This is a genomic window from Pseudohalocynthiibacter sp. F2068, from assembly GCF_023015645.1.
GTDB classification, from domain to species: Bacteria; Pseudomonadota; Alphaproteobacteria; order Rhodobacterales; family Rhodobacteraceae; genus Pseudohalocynthiibacter; species Pseudohalocynthiibacter aestuariivivens.
This window is the reverse complement of record NZ_JALKAK010000003.1, coordinates 1-18,262: the sequence shown is the minus strand read 5'-3', so window position 1 is coordinate 18,262 and position 18,262 is coordinate 1. Positions and strand designations below refer to the sequence as shown.

The window sequence follows — 18,262 nt, the reverse complement described above, 5'->3', positions numbered from 1 at the left end:
CTGCGCAACCTAAAACCCAAGACACATGCGAAGGTTTTGTACAGTGCTGCATTAGAGTTGGAGAAGGTGGTGCACCCGACTGGATTCGAACCAGTGGCCTCTGCCTTCGGAGGGCAGCGCTCTATCCAGCTGAGCTACGGGTGCCTAGGTGGGCGGTTTAGGGCAAAGTTTTCGTCACTGCAATCAGTTTGTGGCTTCACTGATGTAGGTTATGCATAAGCCGATCAATTCGCAAGCCGTGGGTTAAAACACCGAATTGGAGCGGGCTAAGTGCCGGGTTCAGAGGTGAGGGGTCAGAACGTTTGAATCTTGTCGGGGAGTGGTGGCGGCGTGCCGGGGGTGAAAAGTTTGGGGATGGCCACCCATTCAAAAGCGCGATGGTCCGGAATACAATTTGTGCGAAAGGATTCATAAACCATAAATGTCTGGCACTTCGTCAGCACTGCTTTGATAGAAATGAAGGAACCGTTTATCTGCCTCTTGCACCCATACCTTTTGTATTGTGTCGACACCTTCTGTGATTTCCAAAGTCGACAATCTCTGCACACGAAACCAACGACGGGTATTCGCAGACTTCGTGTTTCAACACATGGCAGTGCTTTCACAGAGCTGACAATGCGAACTTGTTACTCCAATTGTCAGCAATCGACCCAATCGGGTAGCTCGAACAGGCCATAGCAAACTACCGCTCTGCACCCTTAGCTGGCTTTTTTCGTTTCCTGAAGCCGACTGTCTCTATGCGCAAACAGCGGACTTTCGGCACGGCGCGATATTAGTTGATTGCTTAAGTCAAAAGTGACCTTGGAGATATTGTTGAAAGATGAGGAATAAACCCAGCGACTTACCCGTTAGTGAAGAAGGTTGGTGCGACAACATGTTGCACCGCAACAAGGGAGGAAGTTCGGAATGACTACTGAGGGCGAAAACAAGAATAACCAGCGCACCCAATTCCCAGAGAAGCCCGAAACAGCGGATATGGCTGTAGAAGGGTGCACGGTTAACAACGACAGGCGAGGTTTTTTGCGTGGTGCAGGACTGGCAACTATGTCAGCCGCAGTTGGTATGGTGATCCCGTTCCATCGTAACATCCCTCAAGGTTTCATTCCGGCCGCAATGGCGCAGGAAAACGTTCTTATGGGCAAAGATGGTCTGACCTTACTCAATGATCGCCCGGTCAATGCCGAAACCCCGCCGGAGCTGCTCGATGACGCAATCACACCAACAAACAGGCACTTCATCCGTAACAATGGCCTGCCGCCGGAAGACATGAGTGCCGAAGGATGGACACTGACCGTTGATGGGTTCGTGGACAATCCGATGGAGATGAGCATTGCTGCGCTGAAAGACAATTTCGAAGTCGTTACAATGGCTTTGACCGTTGAGTGCGGCGGCAACGGGCGGGCATTTTTTGACCCGCCCGCAAGCGGAAACCAGTGGACCCTTGGCGCTGTGGCCTGTTCCGAATGGACCGGCGTGCGGTTGAAAGACGTGCTCGCCAAGGCTGGTGTTCAGTCGAATGTCGTATACACGGCACATTTCGGGGCAGACAGCCACCTTTCAGGAGAGGAAGGGAAACTGCCGATTTCTCGCGGCATGCCGATTGCCAAAGCTATGACCGACAATATCCTGATCGCATTCGCCATGAACGGAGAAGATCTGCATCCAATGAATGGCGCGCCACTGCGGCTGGTGGTTCCGGGATGGCCGGGCTCTTGTTCGCAGAAGTGGTTGCGCCGGATCGAGCTGCGTGATCAGGTCCATGACGGGCCGAAGATGACCGGAAAAGCTTATCGCGTTCCGGCCTATCCGGTCTCACCGGGCACCGATGTTCCCAAAGAGGATTTCGTGATCATAGAACGTATGCCAGTGAAGTCGCTGGTCACCTTCCCAGCAAATGGCGCCGAGAGTGGTAAAGAGACCGAGGTGCGCGGACATGCCTGGTCGGGTGATCGCATGGTTGACAGCCTTGATATCTCGATTGACTTCGGCGCGACCTGGCAGAGCGCCAGCCTTGATGCACCGGTAAACAGCGGTGCATGGCAAAACTGGCGGGCCAATGTGACCTTCCCACAGGCTGGTTACTACGAAGTCTGGGCGCGCGCGACCGACAGTGCGGGCGAAGCACAGCCCTTTGCAATTAACTGGAACCCGAAGGGCTATCTCAACAATACCATGCACCGGGTTGGATTGCGTGTAAGCTAGTTTATCGGCGGCGGTGTTTCTCACCGCCGCGCACATTCCCGGAAAGAGGAACCTTAAGATGCGCATCACGGCGATCGGAACAGGTCTGGCCTTGTGCCTTGGTGTTTATGCATTTCCAAGCGTAGGTCAGGAAATTTCCGAAGTGATAGCAAATGCAGACCCGGCTGTGGGCGAACGCCTGTTCAGGCAATGCAAGGGCTGTCATACGGTCGATCAGGGCGGCAGAAATAGAGTCGGACCAAACCTCTACGGTGTTCTGGGCCGGTCGGTCGCGACATCCGAAGGTTTCCGTTATTCCTCGGCTCTGCGCGACTTTGGTGGGGAATGGTCGTTGGACCGTTTAGCGGCCTTCCTTGAAAACCCGCGCAAAGCGATACTGGGAACGCGCATGAGCTATCGCGGATTGTCCGATATTGCCGAGAGAGCAAACATTATCGCCTTTCTCAACACTATGAGCAATGAGCCACGACTGTTCAGTGAAGCGGGTGTCGACGCAGCGGAAGGGGAAACCGATGTTCCGGCAGAGGATTTTGGTCAGCTCGTGATCGCAGAGGGGGTGGAAGAGACATTCTACACCTGCACCGCCTGCCATTCCGAAATGATCGTCGCCCAGCAGGGCAAAACCCGCGAAGGTTGGGACGAACTTCTGGAATGGATGGTCGAGGAGCAGGGAATGGGGGAGCTTGCCGAAGCAGACAGGAACACGATCCTCGACTACCTCGCCGAGCATTACAACACTGACCGGCCCAATTTTCCACGCCCCTAAAGGGCGCACTACTCAGGCGCAGGGCAGTGCGGTTTGCGTCGCAGAACGGACCACGGCCATCATTTCCTCGGATTCTGTTCCTTCGCGGGTATATTCTTCGAGCAGCAGTAAGATTGCTGCGAATTTTCCGGCGTCCATTCCTTGCGCTAGCATTGAATAGTGGGCCGCACCGGACGACCAGACATGGACATGCATTTCGCTGGATATGATTTGTAAATCTGGTGTTTTGGAATGTGCGCCAACCGTAAGCCGGCAGCCATTTACACCGCTATAATGGAAGTAGATCTCGCCTGTAGGCGACGTTGCAACATCAACAAAGGTGAGATTGGCAGAAGAAAGGTCAGGCTGGTGTCCGACCCACTGAGCGACGGTGCGGATTTTGTGCGTAGTCTGTTCTACCGAATACTGACGATCGAGGAAGCTTTGATGCCAGTCGAGCGGTGATTGTTCCGCTTTGCCCTGGCCAAGCAGAGTGAAACCCAACCCGAAAGCCATGATCGCAAGCACGGCGGCCAGAGCACCAACACGCCAATGCCCCTGCTTGACAGGGAGGGCATTCTTCGCAGGGTTTCCCGATCGAAGCGGCTTCAATGCGGTCGAGATCTCGCGCAGATCTGCAAGTGCAGCCTGCAATGCAGGTTCCTCGCGCAAACGCGCTTGCAAAGCACGGACTGCCGGCATGTCAAGTTCGCCGTCGTGGAGGGCATTCAAAAGCTGCCAATCGTGATCGCTTAAACTCATTTCTCAGTCGCCTTATCAACCACAGTTTTCTCCGCATCCCGGAATCCGCCAACAACTTTGCGCAGCGCACTCCGTGCTCGGCTGACCCTGCTCATCACCGTGCCGTGGGCGACCCCGATTACTTCTGCGGCTTCCGCATATGTCAATCCGCTAATATCCACCAGAAAAAGAATTTCACGTTTTTCCGGGGGCAATTTTTCGAATGCGATCCGGATTAGAACATCCCGCGACACATCCGTTGAACCGCATATATCATTAGAGAAACGTTTCTCGCGGCTCTGATATTCCATCCGGACCCTGCGGCGGCGCAATTCATCCAGATGAAGATTGCGGATGACACGAAACATCCATGGCCGCAGATCCCGAAGTTTAGCGGGGCGACTATCTGCACGGAGAGTGCGTTCGATTGCATCTTGGACAAGATCCTCGGCATCGCTCGAATGCGAACTGATATAGCGTGCGTAAGCGCATAATTCCGGCAGCAAAATCTCGAGTTGAGTCAATGAACCCATATTTAGATACTGCCCCAAGAGAACTCTGTGGTCAAAGGTTCCGGAAGAAACCATGCGTCCGGATCGCAAGAAGACTGCTCTTATCTCGCTTTTTTCAAAGGTCTGCATTGGGCTGTGCACTAACAGCGCGGTGACACATGCAGGTTTGGAACAACCGTTCTCCCAAGGTGATCCTGGCCCGATGTAGGCAGTCTTGGCGCCGACAGCGACCGCCATGCTGGCTCGCTTCAAACGTCAAAGGAGAGAATTTATTGTTGGTCGAAATTCCATATTGGCTAACAACGTTGTCATTTCACCGGTTCGCCGAACCTATCAAGTAGGTGAATTCAGTAAGGTGAGCCCTGTTGAATGCACCGACCTGCTCGAGAATATCCTGATTGGTGTCACGAAACCTGTCACCTGCTTCCGGCGAGTCATAGTGGATAACAACAATTTCATCGGGTGTTGGAATTCCTCTCGCGCTGTGGACGCTTAAAAACCCTTCTGTTGCCCAGTGATCTTCTCGGGTTGAGCCGGCTGCGCTAAGCGCTACCTGATCTCCATACCGCTGATCCGGGTCGGTGTTGTTATAGTGGCTAAGCTTCAGAATGTATTGCCTGTCAGCAACTGAAGAACTTGCGTCGTCCTCTGGATTCCAAACCAAACGGCCTTCGAAAACGGCAATCTCTTGCGCTCCGGGATACAGGTCGGCCAGTTGTGCTCTGCTACCGCTGATTTGCAATATGGGCTGCTCGCACGATAAAATGGCGAAGCGGTTGGGTAACTCCAAATCCAGATTGCCTTGCTGCATCATGATGTTCCCTTCTCGCTCAAGAGAACATTTGAGGTTTTCGATTGCTGACATTTCCAATGTGTCGCCGTCTTTAAGCAAACTGACGACACCTATTGGTGCAGCTTCAACCGTAGATGCCGACAACAGGATGATACCGGAAACGACTATAGGCTTCAGATAAGTCATATTATTTATCCTTTTGACTCGCCACTAATGAACACACGATGGCTATTGAAGACGTCGGTCGGCAGAACATTTGGCTCGGTTTTCAGCATTTGGATCGCTGCAATAGGCTGTTGAATAAACACAGTCGGATGTGCTGGCTCCGGCAGGCTTGGGGCATGGCCGTGAAATGTAGCAGTAAAATGCGTGGCATCCCAATGGTAAGACACTTCTGCAACTTTGCTGTTGTTATGTAAAAGCCCAAACCGCATTTCCCCGTCCATCGTATCACGGATATCGGCGCTTTCGAGAGTCACTTCATAATTCATATCGTTTCCTTTTCGGCGTGGTGGACGATTGATATGTCGTCTTCGATGGAATAGGTATTGTCCAAATGTGAGACAGAATGGATAGTTTTTAATCCGTGAAAAATTGGGATGATTTACGCTTTTTTCGTGCTTTGGTTGGCGCTCGCTCCATCCGCGCAGCAGCAGCAGATTTACAAACAACGCATGCCACCGTTTCGCGCCGTGTTCGCACGCTAGAAGAAGAACTCGGGAACACATTGTTTGAGCGCGGTAGAGACGGTTTCAAGCTGACCGAATTTGGCCGCAAAATTCAGACATTTGCTGATGCCGTCGCTGATAACACCTCAGCGATAGACCGGCTCTCGTTTGCTCAGGGGGGCAGTTTGGCCGGACCCCTTCGTCTGTCATTGCTGGAGGATTTATACACGTTTGCCTTGCATGATCACATTGACGAATTCATGACACAACACCCGATGATCAAACTGGAGCTAATAACGACAGCGGAATTAAGTAACCTTAATCGCCGCGAAGCAGATGTGGTCATCCGCCTTACTCAAAGCCCCCCTGAATATACCTACGGTCGAAAAGTTGCAGAAAGCCCCTTGGCTGTATACGCATCGCAGTCTTATCTTGATAACCGTCCCTCTCTTGATCGGTGGATTGCGTTGGATTATGCACCAACACTGGCGCCGTATATTCCGGCTAGGCCCGCTTTTCTGTCACCCTCTTTATCTGTCGTCGCAAGCGTGTTGCGGCACGGTCAGGGGATTGGACTGCTTCCATGTTTTATAGGAGAAAAGGACCCTGATTTACGGCGCCTGCTAGAATTCGACTTGATTGCCGATCTGCAGATATGGGTTCTTACCCACCAAGACCTTCGCCATAACCCGCGGGTTCGTGCATTGATAGAGCATCTCTACAGTTCCTTTTCACAAATCCGGAATGTTATTGAGGGCACGATACCTGTTTAATTCGGATATGGCGTGTTGCTGATGATCTTTTGTGTCAGTTCGAAGAAAACCACGGTCGCATTGTTCGCACACCCGCAGTCGGGTGAATGTGTCGCGAATGCTTGTAGTTGGTGTAATTCAGACCAAGGTATTATAAAGTAGGCGGTGCGCGTCTCCTCATTCTCGGTCTATAGTTTCGAGCAGGAATTTAGGGAGTGGCTTTATTGAGCCTCAATTCTTAAATACAACTCTGTTCGTGGCTTCGCATCGAAATTATCTAAATAATTCAGACAACTAGATTTTGAAAGCAAGACATCGTCTCCAACTTCGGAGGGCAGCGCTCTATCCAGCTGAGCTACGGGTGCCTAGGCGGGCGGTTTAGGGCAAAGTTTTCGTCACTGCAATCAGTTTGTGGCTTCACTGATGTAGGTAATGCATAAGCCGATCAATTCGCAAGCCGTGGGTTAAAACACCGAATTGGAGCGGGCTAAGTGCCGGGTTCAGAGGTGAGGGGTCAGAACGCTGCTGGTGTGGCGCTGCTGTGCCGGGATATCGGTGCTTATGAAAAGTTGGCAACGTCACTCAGCGAGTCTCTTAGCGCGTCGGCTCCTAGTAGAATGTAAATGATGACAGAAACTGCTAACGCAAAAGGTAGTGAGAACGCGGCGGCGACCGAGTGTTCTTGCCTCTGTTACAAAACGAGAGTGATGCTGTCTTTGCCAAGCGTAAGTGGGCCATCCCAGTTTTCGCGCACGGCGTTTTCCCAATGAGACTCCTTAAAATCGGGGTCGCCGTCCGGCACAAAATGGTTCAGGGCCAAATGCTTAACACGCGCGTTTCGGGCAATACGGCCAACGTCCTCGGCACTTGTGTGACTGCGCAGGATATGCGCTCGCAGGCGTTCGTCACCATTCGTCATACGCGCACAAAGGGCTTCGACACCGGGCAGGAGCATTGCCTCGTGCACCAGCAGATCTGCGCAGTCGGCAAATTCGATCATGCCGTCCATGAACGCTGTGTCCCCCGAAAGAACAACGCTTTTGCCAGATGCTTCAAAACGTAAGGCATAGCTCTCTGCAATAGGCGGGTGGATATTTCGCATTGCAGTTACCTTTAGCCCGTCATGACTGTGGATGACGCCTTCCTTGAGCGTTTGAAGCTTTGCAAGGCTTTCAAGGTCGCATCGCCCCTCGTCCGTGATGCGCAAATCAATATCAAACTGCATGGAGCTCAGGAAACCGTGCCAATATTCCGCCAAACCGGCTGGCGCTATTACCGGGATTTTTCGTGCCAGCCCCGCAACCCAGGCCGTATGAAAAAACGGACCAAGTTCAAGGTAATGGTCTGAATGAAGATGCGTTATGAAGATCATATCAATGTCGGTAAGCGTAACGCCCTGATCGCAAATGCCCCTTGTGACGCCAAGTCCGGCATCAACCAGAATGGTCTTGCCCCCCATTCGCAACAATATTGATGTTGGCATGTTTGAGCCTGGGCGGATTGCCGGTCCGCCTTTCACGCCCATCAAAGTTACGCTTGCGTCCATTTCTACGACCCGCCCTCTGGTATTGTTCCTGGTATTGATATCCGTTTTGTAGCTTGGTCGGAATAAGCCAGCTGTCAGGAAAGCACGTTTATTCGAATTCGACAATCAAAGGAAAATGATCTGATGCGCGGTGGGCTTTTTCAGAGGTGATTACCTTCGCCCGAACAACGCGCCGACTTAGGCTGGGCGAGGCAAAAACATAGTCGATCCGCCGAAAAACCTTGCGGGTGTGATCTGCCTTAATACGGCTTGGGTGTGTCCACTGATCTGGTCCGGACGTAGCCGCAAAGACATCCGTAAACTCGCGGTTCAGCATGTCTGTCACCTCGTAGTGCAATTCAAACTCTGTCGCATCATCCGCGTAAGTGTCACTTCGGCTGATAGCATTCATATCGCCGACAAAAAGTTGATCCTGAAATCCGCATTGGTATGCCAGAATGCATCCAAGTTCTTTAACACGGTGTGTTTCTGAAAAGGCATGCAGATGCGCATTGCAGATCGAAATCTTTCCAACGGGTGTTTCCAGCATCACAGAGATTGCCGCAGATTGAAACTGACAATCCGGGAACCGGTAGACCTTGCTGATTGGGTAGCGTGAAAAGACGATGACATTGTAACGCTCACCGTCTTCGTAAATGGCAGCCTCAGCCAAGGCATAGTAGGGTAGTAAAAGTGCCTTGGAAAATCTTTTAGCAAGTTCAGGGCTTTCAAAATGATTTGCTTCCTGAAGGGCGAGTATGTCTGGGGCGCAATCCTGGACGGTTTCCAGAATGCTGTTGAGGCGCTCCTCACCGTTTACCTTCGCAAGCCCGCCACAGAGGATGTTATAAGTCATGACTTTCACGGCTTAGACTTTGTGTTTAAATTTGTTTGTTGTTTTCGTTCATCCCTAGGTGATCAAGCGGGTATTTCCCTAAATCGACAATCTGGTGCATGGCGTGTTCTTGGTCTTTCCGGCAGTTTTAATCGTTCGAACGGCTCTTGCAATGAAAACTCACCTTAACAGGGATAGAGGTTTTGATGACGTCACCCGAAGGGTTTATGCCCTAATCCTATGTTCCATCAGGCGGTCGTAAAACGGCTGGTGGTGTTCCAGATAGCGCTGCATATCAGGTGCCTTTTGGGCCAATTCGGCAAAAGTTTTCTTCTTCGTTTCATTCTCGTCCTTGTCCAGCGGGCGAATAGATCGTGATGTCGTCACATCGCCGTGCCATGCGCCGACCTGTTGCCAGTCTTCCGGTGGTTTTGTGCCCCATTCAAAAGCTTCGGGAATGTCGCTTAAACCAATCGCGTCCCAAAACGCTCTGACATAATCTTTGACATTGCGCCTGATGTCCTCGGCGTTCATGACGACCGGTGCATCTCCGGTCTCCTCGCACAGGGCGTCGAAGTGGCGCCATTGTGCTTCCAGCCCGATTTCTTCGCATAACATGCCGGGGTCGATCTTGAAGTATGATTGAATGGACGCAATTGGATCGCGGATCAGAAAACAATTGGTCAGGTGTTTTCAAAACTCTTTGTCTGAAAGAATATGTGGAAAGACATAGTAGCTCATGTCCTTTAAAAAGACCGGGCTTTTGGCGGCCTGTTCCAGCAGCATGTCGCGGACGTCCTGATAGGTAACGGGATGGTCCTCATTGATGTCGAAATGCGGCATCATGCGATTGTTATGATTGACGTAGTAGTCATACATGAAAGGTTCGTGAAAACACTGCATATCGCCGCGTTCACGCATGATACGCTCCATCGCCGTCGACATGGACCGCGGGTGTGACCAAAGCGCGATAATCGGAAACATGCCCCCCCCCTTTCAAGTAAGACCGTGAACGTTTCTTTCTGCACTATGGAAGCGTGTTTTGAATTGTTGTCCAGTTAAAATTTTAGGGTCATTTTGTGCTCGATTTCTGGCGGATGCGATGGCCATGTACCCGAGCCAAAAATACCACCACCCGTTCTACGTCGGGTGATGGCTGTTACTACATTAAAAAAATGGTTTGCGTCCCTTATTGCGGAAACGCGAACCTTGTATGCACCATATCCAAGCGGGACACAGATGCAGACAACAAAGGTGCGGCCAGCTTAAAGCCGGGATCATTGACTAGACCGTAGTAAGTAGCAGTATTGTTCCACTCAACAATGCCAGCCATATCCGGGTTCAGAACATAGCTACCGTTTGGCCCATCTTCCAACGGCTTCAGTGTGGCGATAAAGCGTGGTGGGCCATAATTTTGTTTGGGCGCATCCGACATTACGAAGTACGCTGGCAATGACGCTTTGGCAGCAAAGGTTAACCACGCTGTGAAAAACTCATATGTTTTATCTTCATGGAATGTCAGTGGCGTATCTTCGTCAACCGTATAAAACGCCTGCTTGAAAAATGTCATCGCGTCTTCACGCAGCGGGAACAGTTCTTTGGCTGCCTCGTCCGCGTGCATTTCATTGCGAGCTTCCAAGCTGGGCCATTCAAAGATAGCAACCATCTGTGGTGTTATTTCCCCGCCGGTAACGGCTGTTACCTGAAAGTTGCCCAGCATTTTGCCACCGTACGATTCTACAATCGGCATAATCTTCGGCAGGTAATCCCCCATTAACTGCATTTCTTTACCACCTTCGATTGAGCCGTAAGAAACCTCGATCACAGTGTCAGCCTTTAACAGAACCGTGGCTTCGCGTGATTGAGCTGAAACTGGTGTTGTTACAAGGGTTAACGCAATAATAGCGGCACTAAGTACCCCCGCAAGCCGCGTAAAAGACAGCTTTGGTATCATCTTGCCGATGGTCGATATTTTACGTGTCATTTCTTTTTCTTTCGGTTGAGCATTTGGATGGCAGGCTTGTACGTGAATGCAATTTTACTGCACAGTTCGCAAAATCACATTTATACGGCGCAAATATGCGACCCTTGAACGAGACACATCAATGAACTGGGATGATCTGAAAATATTTCGTGCAGTCGTTAAAACCGGCGGCTTGAAGAAAGCTGCAGACAAACTCGATATGCATCACACGTCTTGCGCCAGACGATTAAAGATGCTGGAAAACGATCTGGGAACAAAACTGTTCAACCGCCTGCCAAGTGGCTATCGTCTGACCGAGGCAGGGCAACGCCTGACCCGTTCGGCAGATATCATCTACGACGAATTCAATGATATAGAACTGGACCTGACAGGCAAAGACGCGCGCCTAGAGGGGGACATCCGCATAACCCTGCCTATCGGCTTTGCGACCCATCTGCTTATGCCTGCAATCCATGAATTCATGCAACTTTACCCCGATGTTAACCTTGACATAAACATGACCTACCGCGTTAGGGATCTTGCCGCGCGAGACGCCGATATCGCCATACGCCATGTTGATAACCCCCCGCATTCTTTGGCCGGTAAACGCGTTATTCAGATTTACCGGTCAGCCTATGCCAGCCATCAATATCTAAAAAGCCACAATCCCGTAAACGAGCCACTTGATTGCCATTGGCTGGGCTGGGGGGACGCCGAAAACCATTTAAAATGGCCGCAAAAGAAGAAATTTCCATCCATCCCCGTGCGCGGAAATATGTATTCTGACGTCCTGCAGCTAACCGCCATACAAGATCACATGGGTATTGCATCCCTGCCTTGCTTCATCGGCGATGTCGCCCCCGGTATCCGCCGTATTCCCACAGCCGAAGCTGAACCAAACGATTGGATTTGGGTTTTGGTGCACCGTGATATGATGTCAAACGCCCGTGTGCGTACTTTCATGAACCACATCGCTTTGGCATTTGAGAAACACCGAGACCTGTTACAAGGTAAAGCTGTTTTTTGAATGCCGCTCTAGTCTTTCAAAATAAGGTGTCGATAAACCTTACTAAAGTGACCAATTCGCTCAGATATCCTTGCAGATTCGAAGCGCATCATACACTGCTGCATGTATGTTGCGGCTCGAGACCGCGTCGCCCAGACGCGCCAAATCATAGGATCCGGCCGGGTTGGTATTGGTAAAAGGAATCGTTCCCGCGATCATCGCTGTGTAATCCAATTGCCCGTTGTTGCGCGCACCTGGCTTCAGTGCATGATAAAGCTCGTCCATTGGCGTAACCCCATGTTCCACGACAACATGATCGACAACACGATTGATGGTTTCACCGGTTAGCACATGGCGTAATGTCACGTGTTTGCGGTTGCCATCCATCTCGACAGAAACAAGGTCGAAAAAACACTCGAACGCCACGCCTTGCTTCGCGAGATCACGCAAAACGACTGCTGAGTTTGTCGGCCCCAATTCATGGGCGACCATACGATCCGGTGTGACAAGAACAACCGAGCAGTTGGCGCGGGCCATGACGTCGGCGCAGACCAGCGCCGATTGCTCACCGACCTCGTCGAACAACAAGATATCTCCGTTTAGGCGCGACTCACCGCTCAATACATCCCAGCTAGAGGTCGTTAGATGATTGCCGGGAACATCCAACGCTTCCGGCCAACCGCCCGTAGCGATAATGACAACGTCGGGATTTTCAGCTGTGATATCATCCGGTTCTGCATAGTAGTTCAGGCGCTGAACGACACCCAGATACGTCACCTCATTGATTAGCCAGTCGGCAGTTCCCCAAATCTGACGACGGGTCATACCTTTAGCCGCAAGGTTGATCTGCCCACCCAAGCGGTCACTGGCCTCAAACAGCACTACGTTGTGGCCCCGTTCGGCACAGATGCGCGCAGCCTCCAACCCACCGGGCCCACCGCCAACAATTACAACCTTGCGTGCTTCTGGTGCCTTTTGAATTATATGAGGCATCTTTGCTTCGCGCCCCGTCGCCGCATTGTGGCCGCACACAGCCGCCTTGCCCTGATTGACACGGTCCACACAATAGCCAAGGCCGACACAGGGGCGAATACGCTCTTCGTCCCCGCGGCTTAGCTTTTGTGCCAGATAAGGATCCGCCAAATGTGCACGCGTCATACCGATCAGATCAACGAGCCCATTCGCGACCGCGTGACGGGCCGTTGCTATATCGGCAACACCGCCAGCATGGAAGATCGGCAGATCAACAACACTGCGGATGCGACCGGCGATAGTCAAATGTGGTGCAGCGGGCATCCCCATTGGGGCGACCCAGCCTGCCAGTCCTAGATCATCGTAAGGTGCACCGGCCAGAACATTCAGAAAGTCGACGGCACCTGTGGCCTCGATCTTCTGTGCAATTTCAACACATTCTTCCGCCTCCAAACCGCCCTTTGCCAGTTCATCCCCTGTCACGCGCATACCCAAGATAAAATCGGAGCCAACGGCATCGCGCACCGCCTCGATGACCTGTAATGTCAGTCGCATCCGGTTGTCTAAGGAACCGCCATAATCGTCGTCCCTGTTGTTCACCAAGGGGGACAAAAACTGCCCTAAAAGATGCGAATGCGACAGCAACTCGATCCCGTCAAAGCCACCATCCTGGCACCGCTTTGCCGCATCCGAAAAGTCCGCGATGATCCGGGTGATGTCTTCGGGTTCCATCACCTTGGGAAAGGATCGATGCGCCCGTTCCCGCACGCCCGAAGGCCCTGCGACCGGCAGCCAATGCCCATCGTCCCACGCAGTGCGTCGCCCCATGTGGGTGATCTGACACATCACAGCCGCGCCATGCGACCGCACCCCATCCGTCAGTTCCCTGAACCACGGGATGATACTGTCATCGCCCGCATAAAGTTGGCCAAACACCGAAGGGCTGTCAGGTGCGATATTGGTGGAGCCCCCAATGATTGTCAGCCCAATGCCTCCCTTCGCTTTTTCTTCGTGATAAAGGCGATACCTTTCGCGCGGATGCCCGCCTTCTTGATAAGACGGTGCATGTGCTGTGCTAATGATACGATTGCGCAGCGTCAGATGCTTGATCTGGAAGGGTTGGAGGAGTGGATCCATAGTGCTGCTCCGTATGATAAGCTCTGCATTCAGTCGCTTGCAACATAAACTGAGTTTTGTATTTTAAGTTTGCAGATTTGCGACCATCCACCACAAAGACCGACACAAGTGTTTGAGATGCGTTCCCAGATTTTCGGCCGATGGCTTTAAGTTCGAATTTGGGGAGTGGGTCTATTGAGCCGCAACTCTTGAAAACGGCTCTCTTTAAAGTTTTGCGACGAAATTCAATGTTAAAATTCAATGTATTATGTTTTTAATGTAAGTCATCCTCTCCAACTTCGAAGGGCGGCGCTCTATCCAGCTGAGCTAAGGATGCTTAGGAGGGCGGGTTCGGGCAAAGTTTTCGTCACTGCAATCAGTCTTATCGGTTTACTGATGAAGGCAGTGCATAAGCCGATCAATTCGGAAGCATTGAGGCAAGCCACCGATTTGGAGCGCGCTTAGTGCCGGATATCAGCGTCGAGTTATGCCACCACGAACGTAAAGCTGCACATGGCCGTTTTGAGCCCCCATTTGACCTATCCGGTAGATCGTGTCGCCCGCACAGCCTCGCTGATCCTTTCACGCACGTCGGCTGGCTCGCTCGCAATCGCATCAACAAAGGCTCGTAGTTCGGCCCGAACCCCATGAAGCTGGTCAATCAGCGAGATGACAACCCCAAGCGCGTCGTCATCAAGTTCAAATTGCTCGGACAATTCACAGAGCAGCTCCATCCTCACGAGGTCTATCTGGCGATAAACCGGGCCGCTTTCGGATTGCATTGGTGTCACAATCCGGGCTTTGACGAAAGAAAGCAACTGCGTGTGGGTTAGGCGCGCAACAGTGGCGATGGCGTCTTCTTCGGAATAGAGGTCGATCATATCTTCATCCCCTTGCGCGGATCATAAGCGTTGGTCTTGCGCCAGTTTTCCATGAATTCGGCCAGCGCGTCATCAATTTCGGGCGGTGCGACGATACGCAGTTCAACTTTCTGATCGCCGCGCGATTTGGTACCGATGGATTTGACGCCACGGCCGCGTAGACGCAGTATCTGACCGCTGCTGGCTCCTTTCGGGATTGACAGCTTGACACTCCCATCAATCGTCGGTGTTTCGACTTGTGCGCCCAAAATGGCCTCATCAAGCGTGACAGGCAGTGTTATCAAAATATCATTACCCTCCCGGCGAAACAGGGAATGCGGGCGCACGGACAGAGTGATCAGCGCGTCACCAGGCGGACCTTCACCATATCCTGGCTCTCCCTTACCCCGCAGCCGGATCGTCTGGCCGTCGTCGCTTCCTTTGGGAATTTTGACTTGGAGGGCAGAGCCGTTTGGCATCGTGATCCGTGTCGTCCCACCGTTGACCGCTTCGAGAAAAGGTATCTCGAGCGCGTAGCGTTGGTCCTGTCCCCGAACATTGAAGCGCTGCCCAGATTCCTGGCGGTCTCTGTACCCCTTCTGGCGCATAAACTCTGCGAATATGTCGGAAGCCTCGCCAAAGTCTTCAAACCGCTGGCCAGAGCGATATGGATTGCCCGGTGCTTCGGCATATTCCTTGTAGAATCTTCGCTCCTGTTGCTCGGCCCCGCTTGCGTCAATCTCGCCACGGTCAAACCGGGCGCGGGTCTCGGGGTCTTTTAGCAGATCATAGGCGTGTGACGCTGCCTTGAACTTGGCCTCGGCCTTGGGATCGTCGGGATTCAAGTCGGGATGACTTGTCCGGGCGATCTTTCGATAGGCCTTCTTGATATCCTCAGCAGTGGCTGATTTTTTCAGGCCAAGGGCCGCATATGGGTCGTCGCTCATCGGGACCTCTCAGTTTTTGAAACTCCGCAAGCAGAGACGAGCTATAGTACAAGATGCCTCGCCCGAAAGCATAGGCAATCAAGTTATACTAATAGTAGCTCCTAGCCTAACTCCTTGATGCAAGTCATTTGATGGCTGACAATTCGTCTCGAACCGACCTATGAGGAAGCGACCTAAGAGACCGACGAACCAGCAATGGCACTGAGTTCGAACCGATCTGGCCGAGGCTGGTTCGATTGGTCTGGCAACTCCGCCAAGCCTACCCGATCTGCAGTCAGGGTACGCCTTTACCGACAGATGCGCGCGTGCTACGTCCCTATGCATGTCTGAAACGCCAGCGTTGTTGGCCCGTGGCGACTTTAGTGACACTTGTCGCCATCCGATCTGAAGGGTCACTTACTTGAGCTTCAAAGTCCTTAGCGCCGAAATTTCGCATGAAACCAACACGTTCAATATCCATCCAACGACAGTGCAAAGCTTTCGCAACCGTTACTTTATGGAGGGTGATCAGGCGATCACGATGCGTGGCGACAAGAATACCGAACTGGCCGGATTGCTGGATACGGGGCGCGATTATGACTGGGAGATCACCCATGTCCTGAGTGCCGCTGCAGGCCCGGGCGGCCCTGTGACACGCGAGGCCTTCGATACATTGACTGCGCCCCTGATCGCCGCCGCTGACGCACAGTGGGATGGCGTGTTCCTGATATTGCACGGCGCAATGGTCACCGATTTCTGCGAGGATGGTGAAGGCGAGATATTACGTCGTTTGCGGGCTGTTATCGGTCCAGACCTACCCATCGCAGTTACGCTAGACCCGCATGCCAATGTCACCACGGCGATGTGCGACCTGGCGCAAATCCTCGTATCTTTCACCACATACCCACATGTCGATATCCGCACCACCGGACGCCGCGCGGCCGAGTTGTTGCAGCGCGCGATGACGGGAGATATTCGGCCCAGGACCCTGCGCGCGCACCGCCCGATGCTGGAAGAGGCCAGTGGCGGGCGCACCGACCTGGGGCCAATGATTGGCCGCCACGCCCTTGCCCGCGCCTATGAGACGCGCAAAAGCGTTTTTGCGATCAGCATCAATGGCGCATTCCCCTGCGCCGATATTGCCGAGGTAGGCCCGACCGTCCTGATCACCTGCGAGGGGGATTTCGCCGCACATCAGACTATCGCCGAGGAATTGGCCGATGACATCTGGGAAAGACGGCACGAATCTTTGAATAGCTACCTGACAGTTTCTGAGGCCGCTGACGTTGCTGTGAACTGGAACGGCGAAACAGGTCCGCTTATCATTGCCGACTATGCCGATAATCCCGGGTCCGGGGCTTACGGCGATGCTACGAACCTTTTGGCAGCCTTGCTTGATGCCGGCGTGACAAAGGCCTGTTTCGGTCCGCTGATCGACGCAAAGGCAGCAATGGCCCTTCAAGGCTTGGCGGTAGGTTCTGAGATCACGATTTCCATCGGTGGCGCGACGGCGCCGACCTATGGAGGTGGTCCACTCAGCGTGACCGGCACCGTTAAATGGACCGGAGATGGCCACGTTGTCGGCAACGGTCCGATCCTGGGTGGGTTAGAGCGTAGCTTTGGACTCACAGCCGTCCTTAACGTCGCGGGGATCGATATTCTGATCGTCAGTATCGCGCACCAGATGCTGGATTTGCGACAATTTGAAACCTTTGGAATCGATCCCGCATCGAAGTCCGTCGTCGCACTAAAATCCATGCAGCATTTCCGCGCTGCATTCACCCCGATTGCCGGGCGTATTATCGTCTGCGATAGTGGCGCTCTCTGCACGCTGAATTACGCGTCCTTGGACTACAAAAACGTCCCGCGCCCTACATTCCCATTGGTTTGAAGCGCCCACCGGCCTAATCCACTCCAGGTCGCCCGTTTTCGACCCAGCCTGTGCAGTCCGCCTGCGTCAAAGCCTTGATGGTATTCGCAAAAGAGGCGTTAAAGGCGCACAAGAATCTATTTGCGGGCAAGGACGCAAAAGTCAGCGCCGAACGGTATCTCCGAGCCCATGACCGGTCAATTGACTGCGCCTTAGCAAGTAAGCATTATGAAGGCTAACGCAGATATGCAGACCAAAACGGGGGTTGAATACGTGGCTCAAGGCAAGATAACATTCTCAGCCAGAATTCTACGCAAACAGGCCAATCTGCCCCGCTATATCGTTGTGGGGCCAGAACACTTGCAAGAACATACAGGAGCTTTTCTTGCCAATGTGATGCTGAACGGATCAGAGCCGTTTGAGAGGAATATCCGACCTTGGGGCAAGGGGTCGGACGTATTCTTCTTTAACTTGACCGAGCCGCAGTGCCGAGGGGCTGGCCTCGACACAAATGAAGAGTGTTCAGTCACGATAGTCCCAAAGGAATAGATCCGTTGCTGAGGCAAAAACGTCTCACTGAGGGCTTGACGTTACGAGCGGCAGCAATGTCCGGAGTGCAGCCGTTGGAATATCGCAAGCGATTTTTCATTGTTTGTTCTTGAGCGACCCTTTTTGAACCTCTTGTCTAGCCCCCAATTTCAGTACCAGTAATTTTCGTTTTCTCTAATAAGGTTTCAAGCACTGGCGGGCGCATGTTCAATGCGTGATGTGGTCTT

17 protein-coding genes and 1 tRNA gene are annotated in these 18,262 nt (G+C 52.6%); 5 read left to right on the top strand and 13 right to left on the bottom strand.

The window, feature by feature from the left end; all coding sequences use genetic code 11:
• Positions 1-67: 67 nt before the first annotated feature.
• Positions 68-144, bottom strand: a tRNA-Arg gene (locus tag MWU63_RS04480).
• A gap of 762 nt (positions 145-906) precedes the next feature.
• On the opposite strand from MWU63_RS04480, the gene MWU63_RS04475 reads away from it, so the two are divergent.
• Together MWU63_RS04475 and MWU63_RS04470 are read left to right on the top strand one after the other, a co-directional pair.
• Positions 907-2,202 carry a sulfite oxidase gene (locus MWU63_RS04475; protein WP_348646213.1) on the top strand — a complete coding sequence of 432 codons (1,296 nt, stop codon included), beginning with the start codon at positions 907-909 and terminating at the stop codon, positions 2,200-2,202.
• Positions 2,203-2,260: 58 nt separating this feature from the next.
• On the top strand, positions 2,261-2,968 hold the full coding sequence (locus MWU63_RS04470; protein ID WP_247077077.1) for a cytochrome c family protein: 708 nt from the start codon (positions 2,261-2,263) through the stop codon (positions 2,966-2,968).
• Between the two features lie 12 nt (positions 2,969-2,980).
• Here the strand turns inward: MWU63_RS04470 and MWU63_RS04465 are convergent, their stop codons facing one another.
• The 4 genes from MWU63_RS04465 to MWU63_RS04450 all read right to left on the bottom strand — a co-directional run bounded on the left by MWU63_RS04465 (position 2,981) and on the right by MWU63_RS04450 (position 5,484).
• A complete protein-coding gene (locus MWU63_RS04465; RefSeq protein WP_247077076.1) occupies positions 2,981-3,709 on the bottom strand; it encodes a hypothetical protein in 729 nt (242 codons plus the stop codon).
• Positions 3,706-4,437: an RNA polymerase sigma factor gene (locus tag MWU63_RS04460; RefSeq protein WP_246531639.1), complete on the bottom strand. Its 732-nt coding sequence runs from the start codon at positions 4,435-4,437 to the stop codon at positions 3,706-3,708. Before MWU63_RS04460 ends, MWU63_RS04465 begins: the two co-directional genes overlap by 4 nt.
• 76 nt (positions 4,438-4,513) lie before the next feature.
• Positions 4,514-5,179: a hypothetical protein gene (locus MWU63_RS04455; protein WP_213888176.1), complete on the bottom strand. Its 666-nt coding sequence runs from the start codon at positions 5,177-5,179 to the stop codon at positions 4,514-4,516.
• A gap of 5 nt (positions 5,180-5,184) precedes the next feature.
• Positions 5,185-5,484 carry a hypothetical protein gene (locus tag MWU63_RS04450; RefSeq protein WP_213888175.1) on the bottom strand — a complete coding sequence of 100 codons (300 nt, stop codon included), beginning with the start codon at positions 5,482-5,484 and terminating at the stop codon, positions 5,185-5,187.
• Between the two features lie 95 nt (positions 5,485-5,579).
• On the opposite strand from MWU63_RS04450, the gene MWU63_RS04445 reads away from it, so the two are divergent.
• Positions 5,580-6,434, top strand: coding sequence for a LysR family transcriptional regulator (locus MWU63_RS04445; RefSeq protein WP_213888174.1), 855 nt, complete (start codon positions 5,580-5,582; stop codon positions 6,432-6,434).
• A gap of 670 nt (positions 6,435-7,104) precedes the next feature.
• On the opposite strand, the gene MWU63_RS04440 is transcribed toward MWU63_RS04445, so the two are convergent.
• The 5 genes from MWU63_RS04440 to MWU63_RS04420 form a co-directional block, all read right to left on the bottom strand.
• Complete coding sequence (locus tag MWU63_RS04440; protein WP_247077074.1) at positions 7,105-7,959, bottom strand: MBL fold metallo-hydrolase; 855 nt, start codon at positions 7,957-7,959, stop codon at positions 7,105-7,107.
• Positions 7,960-8,047: 88 nt separating this feature from the next.
• Positions 8,048-8,794, bottom strand: coding sequence for an endonuclease/exonuclease/phosphatase family protein (locus tag MWU63_RS04435; RefSeq protein WP_247077072.1), 747 nt, complete (start codon positions 8,792-8,794; stop codon positions 8,048-8,050).
• A 204-nt stretch (positions 8,795-8,998) separates the two neighbouring features.
• The gene (locus tag MWU63_RS04430) at positions 8,999-9,391 is read right to left on the bottom strand and encodes a hypothetical protein (protein WP_247077070.1); all 393 of its coding nucleotides are present in this window, start codon (positions 9,389-9,391) and stop codon (positions 8,999-9,001) included.
• Positions 9,392-9,466: 75 nt separating this feature from the next.
• On the bottom strand, positions 9,467-9,757 hold the full coding sequence (locus MWU63_RS04425) for a hypothetical protein (RefSeq protein ID WP_247077069.1): 291 nt from the start codon (positions 9,755-9,757) through the stop codon (positions 9,467-9,469).
• A 205-nt stretch (positions 9,758-9,962) separates the two neighbouring features.
• Positions 9,963-10,757 carry a DUF1330 domain-containing protein gene (locus tag MWU63_RS04420; RefSeq protein ID WP_247077067.1) on the bottom strand — a complete coding sequence of 265 codons (795 nt, stop codon included), beginning with the start codon at positions 10,755-10,757 and terminating at the stop codon, positions 9,963-9,965.
• A gap of 121 nt (positions 10,758-10,878) precedes the next feature.
• Here MWU63_RS04420 and MWU63_RS04415 point away from each other — a divergent pair, with 121 nt between their 5' ends.
• The gene (locus MWU63_RS04415) at positions 10,879-11,763 is read left to right on the top strand and encodes a LysR family transcriptional regulator (RefSeq protein ID WP_247077065.1); all 885 of its coding nucleotides are present in this window, start codon (positions 10,879-10,881) and stop codon (positions 11,761-11,763) included.
• Positions 11,764-11,823: 60 nt separating this feature from the next.
• Here MWU63_RS04415 and MWU63_RS04410 read toward each other — a convergent pair whose 3' ends face one another.
• From MWU63_RS04410 to MWU63_RS04400, 3 genes are all read right to left on the bottom strand, one after another.
• On the bottom strand, positions 11,824-13,851 hold the full coding sequence (locus MWU63_RS04410) for an NADH:flavin oxidoreductase (protein ID WP_213888168.1): 2,028 nt from the start codon (positions 13,849-13,851) through the stop codon (positions 11,824-11,826).
• A 518-nt stretch (positions 13,852-14,369) separates the two neighbouring features.
• Positions 14,370-14,711 (bottom strand): hypothetical protein, encoded by a 342-nt coding sequence (locus MWU63_RS04405; protein WP_247077063.1) that lies wholly within the window; start codon positions 14,709-14,711, stop codon positions 14,370-14,372.
• Positions 14,708-15,637 carry a DnaJ C-terminal domain-containing protein gene (locus MWU63_RS04400; protein WP_213888166.1) on the bottom strand — a complete coding sequence of 310 codons (930 nt, stop codon included), beginning with the start codon at positions 15,635-15,637 and terminating at the stop codon, positions 14,708-14,710. The genes MWU63_RS04405 and MWU63_RS04400 overlap by 4 nt, the downstream gene beginning before the upstream one ends.
• Positions 15,638-16,037: 400 nt before the next feature.
• Between MWU63_RS04400 and MWU63_RS04395 the strand changes: the two genes are divergently transcribed.
• Positions 16,038-17,507 (top strand): M81 family metallopeptidase, encoded by a 1,470-nt coding sequence (locus MWU63_RS04395; RefSeq protein ID WP_213888165.1) that lies wholly within the window; start codon positions 16,038-16,040, stop codon positions 17,505-17,507.
• Positions 17,508-18,262: the final 755 nt, after the last annotated feature.